Consider the following 14,392-nt stretch of genomic DNA (forward strand, 5'->3'; position numbering starts at 1 on the left):
TCTTTCTTCTTTCTTCTCTACACCGTATCTATAAAACTTTTCTCCGTCTTATTAAAAATCAATAGTCCCACAAAAAAAACTCCTACTGTTACCAAAAAAGTATATCCCAATCCCAAAATCGAAATTTCTCCCACATTAAGCAACATATAACGAGCAGTTTCTATAATATACGCCAAAGGATTATATTGTATTAACCAACTGTATTTTGGCATTTTTTCCTGTAGTAAAGCCATAGGGTACATCACCGCCGAGAGATACATTAACAACTGCACACCAAAACCTATCAAATGATTAAAATCTCTATACTTTGTTACTAATGAAGAAATAAGCATTCCTAGTCCAAGTCCTAGAACACCCATTATTACAATCAATACTGGAAATAACAAAACACTTGGATTTAAACTAATATCAGCACCATTAAAAAAATAAAACAGGTAAAAAACAATAAAGATCCCACATTGTATACCAAACTTTAATAAATTGGAAATCACTATGGAAATCGGAACTATGATTCTGGGAAAATAAACCTTCCCAAATATACTGGCATTACTCCTGAATGTATCCGAAGTCCCCGTGAGGCAGGCAGTGAAATAATTCCAAACGGTAATTCCTGCCAAATTAAACAAAAACGGTGGTACAGTTCCGGTACCGATTCCTGCCACAGTATTAAAAATAATCGTAAACGTAATAGAAGTAAACAACGGCTGAATCAAGTACCAAAGTGGCCCCAAGACAGTTTGCTTATAGACGGTAACAATATCTCTTTTAACAAATAAAAATAGTAAATCACGGTATTGCCAAACCTCTTTGAGATTCAAAGAGAAGAATTTATTCTTGGGTGTTATTTCAAACAGCCAATCTTTATTTGTGGTATTTCTAGTGTTCATTATTTCGGGTTAAAAACGAAAATAGGCAAATTATGTTGGTTGCATACTTAAGTAAATCACAAAGGTAATAATTTAAAAAGAGCATATGATTTTTAATAGTACCTCTAAAAAACTACCGTAATCAAAAAAGGTTTACAAGAACATCTCTTGTAAACCTTTTCTATATTTATTTTAGTTATACTTACTTATCCAAAATTTCAAAAGTTGAATTCATACTCTTAAACTCTGGAACAATCACTTTCATCTTGGCAACAATATCATCATTGTCAAAGAAATTAGCAATTCCTATCAATTCATTAATATCAACATGCAAATTTTCAAATTCATCTTGAATCTCTTCAGCAATCATGATTTTTTCATGGTAAGTAGGTATTGTCTTTGCGGTATCGTTTAACAACTCCTCATATAATTTTTCTCCAGGTCGTAATCCTACTATCTCTATCTTAATATCTCTATCAGGTATAAATCCAGCCAATTTTATCATCTTTTTGGCTAAATCCAAAATCCTAACAGGTTTACCCATGTCAAAAATATAAATCTCCCCTCCATTCCCCATGGCACCGGCTTCTAGAACCAACTGACAGGCTTCTGGTATGGTCATAAAATAACGAATAATATCAGGATGGGTAATGGTAACAGGGCCACCGTTGGCAATTTGCTTGGTAAACAATGGAACCACAGATCCATTTGAACCCAAAACATTTCCAAAACGAGTGGTAATGAATTTAGTGGCGTTAGGCCTATTCTCTCTTTGGTTTTTTATTTGCAAAGATTGCACGTATTTTTCCGCAATTCTTTTGCTGGCTCCCATAACATTACTCGGATTAACTGCCTTGTCGGTAGAGACCATAACAAATTTTATTACTTCATGTTCACAAGCCAAATCTGCCAAATGCTTTGTACCTTCTATATTGGTCAAAATTGCTTGCGATGGATTTTCCTCCATTAAGGGCACATGCTTATAAGCTGCAGCATGATATACTACTTGGGGTTTGTATAATTTAAAAACCCTATTCATTGCTTCCTTATTCCTAACATCGGCAATAACATTGTGAATTTTTGATTTCGAATGTATTTTTTCTAATTCAAGACTTAAATGATGCAAAGGTGTTTCTGCTTGATCTAAAATAATCACTCTTTTAGGATTGAATGTCAAAACCTGTCTTACAATTTCACTCCCTATTGAACCCGCTGCTCCTGAGATTAAAACCGTTTTATCTTTCAACTGTTTTGAAATGGATTTATTATCCAAGACTATCGGTTTTCTTTCCAATAAATCTTCAATTTGAATATTCTTTACCTTTTGTGAAATCTCCTTCTGATTTTCCCAGTCAGTAATCAAAGGCACGGTATAAACTCTATAATTAAATTCCAAACATTGATCTACAATAATCAATTGTTCTTCTTTTCCCAAACTTTTATCGGCCATAATTACAGCCTCAGCCCCTACAGAACGCATCAGGGAAGGTAGTTTTTTCTTCTGAACCAATATGGGTAAATCCAACATCCTTTTGGAAGCATTTTGATTGTTTCTGTCAACAAAACCAACAATTTTAAAACGAGTAGGAGTTTCAAACTTCAAGGCATTGGCCACCGAAATGGCATTGGCATCGGTTCCATAAATGATGGTTCGTATTAATTTGGTTGCACTTTTCTCGGAAAGATACATTTCAAAAGTTTGCTTGACTACAACACGGTATAAAAACAATCCGCAAAAAGAAAGCACCACATTGATGAAAAGAGCAGTAGTTAAGAATATTCTTTCATTATATAATAATTCGTAAGCAAAATTAAAAACCAAAAACACAACCAAAACTGCCATTTGTGAAAACAAAAGTTTTACTGCATCTATGTAAGAAGAGTGTCTAATAATTCCTGAATAGGTTCTAAACAACCAAAAAAAGAAAATATTAAATCCAAAAAAAGAACATATAAACAATACATCATGCGTAGTGTTGATATATTTCAAACCTGTACCTCTAAAAATAAGGAGGGTAAAGAAAAAGGCAACAATTAAAACTGAAAAATCAATCATAATAATAATCCATCTTGGAAGATAGCTTAAATTACGAATGCTTAATTTTAAATTGTCTCTTGAAAAAAATCCAGAATATAGAGAATTTTCATTCATTTTTACGGTATTTAAATTTCTAAAGAAACGAAGATTGTTAACAAAAATACAAAATATTATCTGTATGGAAATGAATTAACAGGACATAAAAAATGGTTTACAAATAAAAACAAAAAAACAAGGTATTAAAGAATTGTTTTTGAGTTTACTATCTTTTGTTCTTCAAACATTTTTTTATCTGAAAAATTGCTTTTCTTATGATTATTCGTAGTTCTGCTTTATCTGTAAAACATTAATTTAAAAGTAGCCAAGATAACTTTCAAGTCACCTGAAAAACTTTGATTATAATAATACTCTAAATTCAGTTTCACTTTATCGGGAAAAATAATTTTATCATTATATTCTAAAGGAGAAACTTGCTTTTCCAATAACTCATCTTCATTATAATATTTCAAAGAAGCCAAACTTGTTAAACCTGGTTTTAATTCGAGAATCTTTCGATTTTCGCCTTCCAATAAATCATAATAGCCTACAATGTCAGGCCTAGGTCCAACGACACTCATCTCCCCTTTAAAAACATTAATAAGTTGTGGTAACTCATCCAGCTTATAATTTCGAAGGAATCTGCCAATTCTGGAAATTTGAAGCGTCCCGGTATTGGTAGCAATTTGAATAGTTCGTAATTTGTAAATTTTAAACCCTTTTCCAAATTGACCTATTCGCTCTTGAGTAAAAATACCATTACTGCGGGTATCTATCATTGCTAAAAACCAAGTCAAAAAGATTAACCAAAAAAACAATAAAAGTGTAAAAAACGAAAATGAGATATCGAAAAGTCGCTTAATAATTGGTTTCAAGTGAATAGTATTTTAGGCAAAAGAATATACTCTTTTTTACTTACAAGTAATTGTAGTTTTTTCAAAATTAATGTTTTGAACAACCCTATTTCTAATCCATAAATAAACCATGATTTGAAGGAATAAAAAAGAAAAAACAACCGGAAGTGACAATTCCCCTATTCTTTCCAAATAAATTAGCCCTGCATTTATAAACAATTGAATCCCTGCATACCATAATGATACTACAATATGAGAATAACCTAATTCATTGGCCAAATACTGATACAAATGGGATCGATGCGGTTCCAGAATATTTTCTTTCTTTTTGATCCGGTTAAAAATAGTGAGAACCGCATCAATGCCATAAACCGACAAAAAAAGCAGATACCCAATTTGACAGTCAACAAAATCGTTTTGATCATAAAATAGCCCAAAAACAAAGCCATACTGATACTTCCAACATCACCTGCAAATGTTTTGGCTTTTTTTCTGACATTGAAAATTCCAAAAGCACAACAGGACAATCCCATAGTGATTAATAATGGGAGACTCGCTTTATTTATGTCTAAAAAAGAAAAACTAACGATAGCGACAAACGCATACAACACAGTTATGCCGTTGATACCATCCATAAAATTAAACGCATTAACCCAACCGATCAGCAAAACAAAAACAATCGGCAAAATCCAAATGGCTTGAGTAAACAAATTCAAATCATAAAAAACTAACCCAATCGCTATGGCATGTGAAGCAAATCTAGGCAACTGTGACAAGGGCTTTATATCGTCTATAAAACTAATAGTAGCGACTAAAACTACCGCTAAAGCAACTGGCTAAGAAACATATCCAAGCAAACTTGCAATAAAATAGCGATTGGAAAAATAATCCCCCCTCCACGTAAAGTAATTGATGTGTGTGAAGAACGACTATTGGGCTTGTCGATAATATTGTAATGATCGGCAATCTTGAAATAAATCAATTCAATACCGATGAATAAAAAAAATAATGCAATGTAAATCATATAGGGAGTTATGAGTTGTGGGTTATGGGTTGTCTGTCTTGCGTTTTTCTGTTCTCTGCTCTCTGTTTTCTATTTTCTGTTTTCTATTTTCTGTTCTCTGCCTTCTGTTCTCTGCCTTCTGCTGTCGGTTCACCATTCACCATTCTCTATTCTCAACTGGCTCACAACCGAAAACTCAAAACCCACAACCGAAAAAACTACAATTTATGTTTCAAAAGTCCCAACAGATATTCGCCATAACCGGATTTCTTCAATGGCTCTGCTAAATCTCTCAACTGCTTTTCAGTGATAAAACCTTGTCTCCACGCAATTTCTTCGATACAACCCACTTTCAATCCTTGACGTTCTTCCAAAACCTGAACAAACTGCCCTGCTTGCATAAGACTGTTAAAAGTTCCTGTATCCAACCAAGCGGTGCCTCTGCTTAAAATTCCAACTTTTAATTTGCCTTGCTCCAAATACACTTTATTCACATCGGTAATTTCATATTCACCTCTGGCACTTGGTTTGATATTCTTGGCAATTTCTACCACCGAATTATCATAAAAGTACAATCCGGGAACTGCATAATTTGATTTGGGTTCCAAAGGCTTCTCTTCAATAGAAAGCGCTTTCAATTCTTTATCAAACTCAACAACACCATAGCGTTCCGGATCCGAAACATGATAAGCAAAAACGACTCCACCTTCAGGATTGGTATTCGATTGCAATAATTCATGCATATTCGCTCCAAAGAAAATATTATCCCCCAAAACCAGCGCCACAGAATCCGAACCAATAAATTCCTCTCCAATCACAAAAGCCTGTGCCAACCCATTCGGAATCGCTTGCTCCGCATAACTGAACTGACAACCAATTGCCGACCCATCTCCCAATAGTTTTTTAAAGTTAGGTAAATCGTGTGGAGTTGAGATAATCAATATTTCATGAATTCCCGCCATCATCAATGTAGATAATGGATAATAAATCATCGGCTTATCATATACAGGCATCATTTGCTTGCTCATTGCAAGTGTCAATGGGTGCAATCGGGTACCAGATCCTCCGGCTAGTATAATTCCTTTCATAGTTATTCTAATTTCACGAATTAATCCAAATTTTTCAAATTAATTATTCTTTTATAATTTAATGATGGCAAACCAAAATTGATTAGCATACCCAATTCCATAGTCGTACATTTTAAATAATTTCTCAACTGTGCATAGAACGTATCTGGAATATACTGCACCGCTTTTATTTCTAAAATAATACTATCATAGCAAACAAAGTCTGCTCTATAGTGTTTATTCAATTTCTCCTTTTCATAATATAAATCCAATTTTAGCTGTCTTTTAAAAGGAATATTTTGTATTAAAAATTATTTCTCCAACGCTTCCTCATAAACTGCCTCCAAAAATCCTGCTCCTAATGAACGATGTACTTTCATACAAGCTCCAATAATTTTAAAGCTTTCTTCCTTATAAAGTATTTTATCCATTAGTAGAATTCGTCAAATTCGTTTCAAATTCGTATTAATTAGTTGTTCCATACATTTCACCAAACTCTCCCTATATTCGGGAACAACAACACCAAAAGTTTCTTTTATCTTGCTTTTATCCAATAAAGAATACTGAGGACGTTTTGCTGGTGTTGGATATGCTGAAGATGGAATTCCGCTAATAGCACAATCAAAACCACCAATTTGCTGAATTGCCAAAGCAAATTCGCACCAACTGATTTCCCCTTCATTCGAAAAATGATAGATTCCGGCTTGCCATTGCTCATGAGTAATAATAGTCATGATGGCTTGAGCCAAATCGGCTGCATAGGTTGGGCTTCCAATTTGATCGTTGACTACACTTAAAGAATCTCTTTCTTGCATCAATCGGGACATGGTCTTTACAAAATTAGCCCCAAAACTCGAATACACCCAAGAGGTTCTGATGATTATAGAAGATGGATTTTCTTCGATGCAGGCTTTTTCTCCAGCCAATTTAGTTTGTCCATATACATTAATAGGAGCAGTTGGTGCCGATTCGGTTAATGCCGTAGCGGCAGTACCGTCAAAAACATAATCGGTGGAAATATGGATCAATTTGCAATCGTTATCATTGCTCCATTTCGCCATCACAGCAACAGCTTTATGATTCAAAACATCCGACAATTCAAATTCTGATTCAGCTCGATCCACAGCAGTATGAGCAGCACAATTAATAATAATTTGTGGATTGATTCTGGATATTTCAGAAACTAAATTATCTAAATTGCACAAATCCAGCTCATCTCTATCTGTAAAAACCCATTCGAATTGTCTATAGTTTTTTGACAAAACATTCAACTCCGAACCCAACTGTCCACTGGCACCCGTAACTAGTATTTTTTTCATTAAAATAAACTATTGCATTTGTCAATAAATGGAAGAACTTGGTCTTTTTCTGAAACTATAGCCTCATTTAAATCCATTCCCCAATCGATATTCAATGAAGGATCATCATATTTAATTCCACCTTCGGAAGCCTTATTATAAAATTGATCACATTTGTACATTACCGATGCAGTTTCGCTAATAACCGAAAATCCATGAGCAAATCCTTGCGGAACCAATAATTGCTTTTTATTTTCAGCAGATAACAAAACACTAAATGCTTTTCCGTAGGTAGCCGAATCTTTTCTTAAATCTACGGCGACATCAATTATTTCACCTTCTAAAACACGAACCAATTTAGTCTGTGCAAAAGGAGGATTCTGATAATGTAAGCCTCTCAAAGTTCCTTTCCTAGAAAAAGATTGATTATCTTGAACGAATTCAATATCTATACCTAAATCTTCAAATTTGGTTTTGCTATAGGATTCAAAAAAATAGCCTCTTTCGTCTCCAAAAACAGTTGGCTCAACAACTACTAAATCTTTAATAAATGTTTGTTCTATATTCATATTGTATTTTATATGTTGAAAAGGGGAAATCTAAAATTCCTAAACTCTCAAACTTTTCAATCTTTAATAACTTAAACCTTTAATTTACGCCATCTCTAGTACAATCCAAAAGCTACATATCACTCTCAAATCTCTCATTATCTTCCTAAATACAATCAAGTAGGTAAAGTTAAAAACGAAATCAATTTACCCCCTTCAAAAGAATCTATGACATCAACGCAACCTTCAAAATATGAATAATATTCTTTATTTGCACTTAGATCCTCACTTTCAACTTTTAAAACATTTGAAAGATATTTCCATTTATCTATTTTTACATAATGCTCTTTTAAAATACCTTAAATAAATACAATAAAATATCTGTTTTCTATTTTATGTCTTAATAAGTCTTCAAAGCATTATCAGCAGAATTATTGATGAAACACATAAGGCTTCTACCGTTTATTTACAAAAACATGTTTTCTGCAATTTATATTTTTTAATCATTAATTTCTTATTGGTAGTTAATTTCTTACGATAATTTTTTATTTAGTAGAATGAACCTTTTCACGACTTAATCCATCTTAAAAAACAGGAACACCAACATTATTTATCCATCCCACACAATTCTAGACAATTAATCTTTTTGACATTTCCTCTTTTTACAGGAAATAACAATTACTTTAAATACTATTTTGCGAATCACAATAAAACTTAAAAATAATATTCCAAGGAAATCTTAACTTGCATATTGAGTTTATTATTTTCCAATTGCCATTGGTAATTACGCATTAAAGCAGCATTAAATTTAGCTTGTATCCCTATATTACCAAAACGATGGTAAGTATAAGCATTAAAATTCAAATCTACCCATTTATGATTATAGTCGGTATAAGCATCATAATAGAAATCCATGTTATGTGCATAGCGTTCCAACTGTACTCCCCAAACCTTTTCTTTATTCCAAAGACTAAAATCCAATGTTTGAGAATTACCTCCAGGTCCAATACCTGCACCTATCACTTGACTTTCATTTGTATAACCTTGACGAACTTTCCCATGTCGATACCATGCCCCAGCAGGTCTCACGAGTTGATCAGCAGTCTGCTGCATTTGAGTGTTTTCAAAATTAAATTTTAAATAACTACCTTTTTGTGAATCTATAATAAATATTTTGCTAAATCCTACTAAATAAGCCCTAGAATGCTCAGGAGACTCAAATAAATCCCAAAGAGTTGAAGAATGATCATTCCAACCATTTTCAATATACACTTCTGCTTTCGATTCTTTCAAAACCCACCTAAGAAATAAAGAAGCTATTTGATCTCGATTTTTTTCTTCCTCATTTTTTACATTTTTCTTTTGAAATGGACTTAGTACAGGAAAATAATCATTAAAACTATTACCCATCTCATTATGATACACCTGAAATACACGATTCATTCCTACAAACAAACCAGGTATCCATTTAGGCTGGTAATTAACTGATAAACCATTAATATAACGCCATTCCTCCACTTTTGGCCATTTATTATTTACCCCATCAACTATATATTCTTCCTCAGGAAAATCAAAACCTGAGTCTTGTAACTTTCCTGATATCACTTGTCCTTCAAAACTGCCTAAAAAAGTTTTTATAGGCTTTCTCGTATTCAATGTAAAATGTAAAAAACCAAGAGCATTATTGCTCATAATAAGAGAATTACGCTGACCTGGACCCCACCAAAGATTTTCTGTAGACAAGCCAATTGATATTTTTTTTATTGCTAAACTAACATTACTCTGCCCCCAACCTAAATATTGATAATTCTTATTACCAAATCGTTCTAAAATGTTGTGATGGTTCAGATATTCAACATGAACTAATCTAACATCGTCTGATTCTGTTAACGGAAAAGTTTCAAAATTAGGATTAGCTGCATAAACATACTCTGGTTTAAGCTTAATACTCAAAGGACCATAACTGGCATATAACCCGGCACTGAATAACATTTGATAACCTTTGGCAGGAATCATAGCTCCATCGTTCCATCCCATAGGAGCTAAACTATTGTATTGTTGAGTCAAACTCATCGGCAATCCAGTAATATAAAATTTACGGGGCAATTCTTTATCCGAATAAGTTTTATTTTCATGAATTAAACTTTGCGGTAGGGGGCGTAATGTAAAAGAAAATAACGAATCAATTTTCCCCAACAATTGTTCATTTCTCAACCTGTCTTCAATCATGTCTAAAGAACCAACTGAGATGTTTTGTGCATTTATAGTAACTCCAATTGTAAAAAAAAAGACTGCAAAAAATTGTAATTTCATTTAAAATATTATTTTAATTAGATTTAATTAGATTTATATTCTAATATTTCAAATTCTAATGAAATATCTTTATCAGTTTGCATTAACCAAGTAAAAAATTAACTAGAATCTCGAAGCGAAGCGATTTGTTACCTTGTCTTCATTTCTAAATCAATTTACAAAACCAAATAGAATATGAAAATTTGCAGCTCTTTTATATATTGAAATGAGAAAATTATTAAAATACTATGATTCAGCAAAATCTGTAATTCTCAAAATTCTACACACCTGTAAGGTTGATTTCCAAAGCAGGAGAATTTACATTTTAAAACAAAATTTGAATCACTATGTCTTAATAAAATTCAATTTTAACAAAAATAAAAGTGGAGATTAATCTAAAAAAAGAAGTAGTATAGATATTATTTATTTCAAATGACAAATGAATGATAGATTTCAAAAAATAAATAGTAATAATAAATCAAACTTCAAAAGAGACATCATTTATTCACTAATAAAAAACTTTTTTTTTATTAATTGCATTTCATTCTATGAATATTTATTCAAAAGTATATGTTAGTTATTTAAACAATACCAGTAATTACAACAAAAAAAGTATTCTCTTATCAATTATAATACAAGCATTACTTGACTAAAATCAAACTTTATTCTATTGTTTCAATTTTTAAAGGCACTTCTCATCAGAGAATTCTAATAAACATCCTTTTTTAAAAAGGAGTAATTCATAATAATTAATTTAAAAATTATTTAACAGCAATCCCATAAACAATATATTTCCACTTTTCAGGGCAAACTCTATTCAATAATAAGTCATCAATCTTTGACAAACAATGTCTTTGAAATTCATTTCTACCAAATGTACCGAGTACACCTGTAGTTTTCATTTCGTATTTAGAAAAATCACTCAAAAAAAAATTCATTTCATTTATTGAAATATATCTCCAATAATTCGCCCAATTAACAAATCTTTTACGAATAGTTTGATGTATAGGAGAAGCTGACAGATTTTCTGCAAATAGTAACTTCCCTCCGGGCTTTAACGCCTTAAATATCTCTTCAAAAACTTTTTTTTGCATATCTAAATTATTCCCTCTTCCGATTCCTCCTATTATTGATTTAAATACAATTATATCAAAATAATTCTCATAAGGAATATTAGTTGCATCAATATCTTGATAACAAATTGTTGAAAATAAATCATACTTCAAATGCAAACTTTGAGCTGTATTTTTAACATCTTTCAAATCTGAACAGATAACTTTATTTCCCTTTAAACTAAGCCAAAGTGAAAGTCCTCCTTCTCTCCCCCCCAATTCCAGACACGTTAGGCCATTATTCAAATCTATTTTACTTTCCCAAAAATCAAGGGCTTTTATCCAAGAATTCACGTCCCACTGAATTATATCTTTATTTATTTTATCCATTTTTATAACATTTGATATTTTATTTAAATTCAATAAATATATTAAAAAACAGAATAGAAAAGGGATAAAAGAAAGAATATTAGGATTTAATTTTTGTTATTGTATAAAATACTCAAAAAAGTCAAAAATATAATTTTAAAATATTCTTTTAAATTTTTATTTTGAATATATTTCATATTCAAACAAATCTTATTCGGCATAATCTGTTCTATGTATACTTGTTCAGGATTAGTAACAGACCCCAATATAACATTCTCATCAACATATTCGATAGAAGAATAATCTGTAATTCCAGGTCGTACACTCAAAACTTTAAACTGATCAGAATTATACAAATCAACATATTTACGCACCTCAGGTCTTGGACCGACCAAACTCATATCCCCTACTAACACATTAAATAATTGAGGAAGTTCATCGATTTTATATTTTCGAATAAAAAGCCCCATTTGCGTAATACGAGAATCATTACCCCCAATTGTTATCAGTCCTTTTTTATCCGAACCAGTAGCCATTGAACGAAATTTATACAATTTAAAATCTTCTCCATTTAAGCCTACCCTGATCTGAATATAAAAGCCTCCTCCTTTACTTTCTAATACTATTAAAAAATAAATAATCAAAAACAAAGGAGAAAGTAATAGAATACCAAAAAAAGAAAATGTTATATCAAAAAAACGTATCATTTAGCTTGAATTACTGTTTCATATGATTCTTTAACGGTATTGATAACAAAATGAACCTCATCATCTGTAAGTTGCGGATAAATAGGCAAAGATATTTCACAAGCATAGTTTTTATAGGCCTGTGGATAATCCTTAATATCATAACCTAGCTCTCTAAAAAAGGTAAGCATTGGCATTGGAATAAAATGAACATTTACAGACACATCCTTCTTCGCAATTACATCTATAATATCATCTCTTTGTGCTTCGGTAATATCTTTTATTCTAAGTGCATAAAGATGATATGAGCTCTCCTTGCCATCTTTTACAGAAGGAGGTGTTATAGCCCAAGTATATTTGGAAAAAGCTTTGTCATAAGCATTAAATACTCTTTTCCTATCAATTAATAATGTAGGATACTGACGCATTTGTGCCAAACCAATAGCCGCATTTACATCTGCCATATTAATTTTCATACCTAACCCAACAATATCATATCGCCATCCCCCAGCTTTACTCTTTGAAAAAGCATCTTTGGTTTGACAGTTCAAACTCATTTGACGTAAGGTTGTATAAAGACTTTCATTATCAAAAGGAGCAGGCAAATTTAAACAGATTGCACCTCCTTCGGCCGTAGTAACATTTTTCACTGCATGTAATGAAAAAATAGCTACATCCGTCTCACTACCGGTACGGACATCTCTTTTATAAAAAGCCCCCAAAGAGTGCGCCGCATCATTCATTACTAAAATTCTACCCAACTTTTGTTGAACATCAGAAGTAGGGATAAATAATGACCTCATTTCATTAGACTTAACAATGTCCATAATAGCATCATAATCACAAGGGAACCCGGCAATATCCACTGGAATTATTGCTTTCGTTTTAGATGTAATCGCTCCCCTAATAGCGTCAACTGAGATATTAAAATCATCACAAACATCGACCATTATGGGTATAGCTCCGGCATGCAGCACAGCAAGAGCAGTTGCGCTATACGTATAGGCAGGAACAATAACTTCGTCTCCTGTTTGCACTCCCAGCCATCTGAGCATCATTATAGCTCCAGAAGTCCAGGAATTAACACACAATACTTCTTTTGCATTAGAAAAATTTTTAATTTCTTCCTCTAATGCTTTTACTTTAGGACCTGTTGTGATCCATCCTGAATTTAATGAATCTAAGACTTCTTCAATAACTTCTTTATCTATAAAAGGAGGGGAAAACGGTATTTTCATATTTTTTATCTTGAGAGTGTTTCGTTTTTATTGCTGTTTTTTTTATTTAAAATTAAAAAATCAAGTATTCCTTCTAGATAACCAAAACCATAACTAAAATGTAGTACAAAACAGGTATACATTTGCTTGGAAACATGAATTAAATTAAATTTATTTGTTTGAAAAGCAAAAAAGAAATTTAATAATAAGTAACTAAAAATTTCCAATAAGAAAACATAAACAAATTTTATATTTAGTAAAATCAATAAAGCAAATATCGGAAATGACAATAAAAATAATACAGGAAATAATTGCCTTATTGTCGTTACCGTTTTATGCTTTTTATTTACATAAACTTTCCAATAGCCATATTGCCTATACTGTTTGAATAATTTATCAAAACTAGCTCTTACATAATATTTAAATGAAATATTTGACTTTAAAAGTATTTTATAACCTGCTTTTATCAATCTAAAGCTAAAATCGTCATCCTGGTTCCTAGTTAAATATTCATCAAAATAACCCAATTCTTCAAAAATTGATTTTCGAAATGATGGAGGAGTTACAGTATCTACATAAACATCCGTATTAATAGTCCTAAAATTATTAAATCCAACTCCAAATTTTGAAGCCATTGCTTTTGAAATAATCTCACTTGTTGCATTTTCATAAACATTAATAATTTTTCCCCCTACACAACCTATTTCATCGTGATTACTCAAAACATCAACAATTTCATTTAAGTAATTTTTAGACAATAAAAATCTAGCCCCACATATCATGACTATATTACCTTTAGCCTGTTTAATTCCTAAATTAAAGGCAAAAGGAGTTCTTTGATTATGATTATCAATAATTGAAATCTGATTGTATTTCCTTTTAATTTCTGGAAATAACTCTCTTGTTCCGTCATTGCTAATTCCATCTACTATAATTACTTCAATTAAATCTGAAGGATACTCATTTTCATAAATACATTTAAGGGTTTCTTCGATATGATCTATTTCATTCCTACAAGGAATAATAATCGAAACTAAACATTTATTATTAAAATTATTATTCAATT

13 protein-coding genes and 1 pseudogene are annotated in these 14,392 nt (G+C 31.6%); all 14 read right to left on the reverse strand.

Going from position 1 to position 14,392, the window contains the following annotated elements:
* Positions 1 to 17: 17 nt before the first annotated feature.
* The 14 genes and pseudogenes from HQN62_RS17290 to HQN62_RS17350 all read right to left on the reverse strand — a co-directional run bounded on the left by HQN62_RS17290 (position 18) and on the right by HQN62_RS17350 (position 14,390).
* Positions 18 to 887: an ABC transporter permease gene (locus HQN62_RS17290; protein WP_173505288.1), complete on the reverse strand. Its 870-nt coding sequence runs from the start codon at positions 885 to 887 to the stop codon at positions 18 to 20.
* A 181-nt stretch (positions 888 to 1,068) separates the two neighbouring features.
* The gene (locus HQN62_RS17295; RefSeq protein WP_173505289.1) at positions 1,069 to 3,018 is read right to left on the reverse strand and encodes a polysaccharide biosynthesis protein; all 1,950 of its coding nucleotides are present in this window, start codon (positions 3,016 to 3,018) and stop codon (positions 1,069 to 1,071) included.
* Between the two features lie 218 nt (positions 3,019 to 3,236).
* Positions 3,237 to 3,815 (reverse strand): sugar transferase, encoded by a 579-nt coding sequence (locus tag HQN62_RS17300; protein ID WP_371811617.1) that lies wholly within the window; start codon positions 3,813 to 3,815, stop codon positions 3,237 to 3,239.
* Between the two features lie 242 nt (positions 3,816 to 4,057).
* Positions 4,058 to 4,570, reverse strand: a complete 513-nt coding sequence (locus HQN62_RS18985) for an MraY family glycosyltransferase (RefSeq protein ID WP_254454450.1) — start codon at positions 4,568 to 4,570, stop codon at positions 4,058 to 4,060.
* A 47-nt stretch (positions 4,571 to 4,617) separates the two neighbouring features.
* Complete coding sequence (locus HQN62_RS18990) at positions 4,618 to 4,818, reverse strand: MraY family glycosyltransferase (protein WP_254454451.1); 201 nt, start codon at positions 4,816 to 4,818, stop codon at positions 4,618 to 4,620.
* A gap of 197 nt (positions 4,819 to 5,015) precedes the next feature.
* Entirely contained in the window at positions 5,016 to 5,885 is an 870-nt protein-coding gene (gene rfbA / locus HQN62_RS17310; protein WP_173505290.1) for a glucose-1-phosphate thymidylyltransferase RfbA, read from the reverse strand.
* A gap of 20 nt (positions 5,886 to 5,905) precedes the next feature.
* Positions 5,906 to 6,295, reverse strand: a pseudogene (locus HQN62_RS18865) (GxxExxY protein).
* 12 nt (positions 6,296 to 6,307) lie between these two features.
* A complete protein-coding gene (gene rfbD, locus HQN62_RS17320; RefSeq protein ID WP_173505291.1) occupies positions 6,308 to 7,183 on the reverse strand; it encodes a dTDP-4-dehydrorhamnose reductase in 876 nt (291 codons plus the stop codon).
* Positions 7,183 to 7,731, reverse strand: coding sequence for a dTDP-4-dehydrorhamnose 3,5-epimerase (rfbC, locus tag HQN62_RS17325; protein WP_173505292.1), 549 nt, complete (start codon positions 7,729 to 7,731; stop codon positions 7,183 to 7,185). Before rfbC ends, rfbD begins: the two co-directional genes overlap by 1 nt.
* Before the next feature lie 693 nt (positions 7,732 to 8,424).
* Positions 8,425 to 10,023 (reverse strand): capsule assembly Wzi family protein, encoded by a 1,599-nt coding sequence (locus HQN62_RS17330; protein ID WP_173505293.1) that lies wholly within the window; start codon positions 10,021 to 10,023, stop codon positions 8,425 to 8,427.
* A 740-nt stretch (positions 10,024 to 10,763) separates the two neighbouring features.
* On the reverse strand, positions 10,764 to 11,444 hold the full coding sequence (locus HQN62_RS17335) for a class I SAM-dependent methyltransferase (RefSeq protein WP_173505294.1): 681 nt from the start codon (positions 11,442 to 11,444) through the stop codon (positions 10,764 to 10,766).
* Positions 11,445 to 11,530: 86 nt separating this feature from the next.
* On the reverse strand, positions 11,531 to 12,130 hold the full coding sequence (locus tag HQN62_RS17340; protein WP_173505295.1) for a sugar transferase: 600 nt from the start codon (positions 12,128 to 12,130) through the stop codon (positions 11,531 to 11,533).
* The gene (locus HQN62_RS17345) at positions 12,127 to 13,347 is read right to left on the reverse strand and encodes a DegT/DnrJ/EryC1/StrS family aminotransferase (protein WP_173505296.1); all 1,221 of its coding nucleotides are present in this window, start codon (positions 13,345 to 13,347) and stop codon (positions 12,127 to 12,129) included. Before HQN62_RS17345 ends, HQN62_RS17340 begins: the two co-directional genes overlap by 4 nt.
* 5 nt (positions 13,348 to 13,352) lie before the next feature.
* On the reverse strand, positions 13,353 to 14,390 hold the full coding sequence (locus HQN62_RS17350) for a glycosyltransferase family 2 protein (RefSeq protein WP_173505297.1): 1,038 nt from the start codon (positions 14,388 to 14,390) through the stop codon (positions 13,353 to 13,355).
* Positions 14,391 to 14,392 lie beyond the last annotated feature (2 nt).

Source organism: Flavobacterium sp. M31R6, assembly GCF_013284035.1.
GTDB lineage: Bacteria > Bacteroidota > Bacteroidia > Flavobacteriales > Flavobacteriaceae > Flavobacterium.

Excerpts from the sequence above, each read along its gene's own strand:
- rfbA (WP_173505290.1), bottom strand. The coding sequence starts at position 5,885 with ATGAAAGGAATTATACTAGCCGGAGGATCTGGTACCCGATTGCACCCA.
- HQN62_RS17335 (WP_173505294.1), bottom strand. The coding sequence starts at position 11,444 with ATGGATAAAATAAATAAAGATATAATTCAGTGGGACGTGAATTCTTGG.
- HQN62_RS17340 (WP_173505295.1), bottom strand. The coding sequence starts at position 12,130 with ATGATACGTTTTTTTGATATAACATTTTCTTTTTTTGGTATTCTATTA.
- HQN62_RS17290 (WP_173505288.1), bottom strand. The coding sequence starts at position 887 with ATGAACACTAGAAATACCACAAATAAAGATTGGCTGTTTGAAATAACA.
- HQN62_RS17295 (WP_173505289.1), bottom strand. The coding sequence starts at position 3,018 with ATGAATGAAAATTCTCTATATTCTGGATTTTTTTCAAGAGACAATTTA.
- rfbD (WP_173505291.1), bottom strand. The coding sequence starts at position 7,183 with ATGAAAAAAATACTAGTTACGGGTGCCAGTGGACAGTTGGGTTCGGAG.
- HQN62_RS17330 (WP_173505293.1), bottom strand. The coding sequence starts at position 10,023 with ATGAAATTACAATTTTTTGCAGTCTTTTTTTTTACAATTGGAGTTACT.
- rfbC (WP_173505292.1), bottom strand. The coding sequence starts at position 7,731 with ATGAATATAGAACAAACATTTATTAAAGATTTAGTAGTTGTTGAGCCA.
- HQN62_RS17345 (WP_173505296.1), bottom strand. The coding sequence starts at position 13,347 with ATGAAAATACCGTTTTCCCCTCCTTTTATAGATAAAGAAGTTATTGAA.
- HQN62_RS18990 (WP_254454451.1), bottom strand. The coding sequence starts at position 4,818 with ATGATTTACATTGCATTATTTTTTTTATTCATCGGTATTGAATTGATT.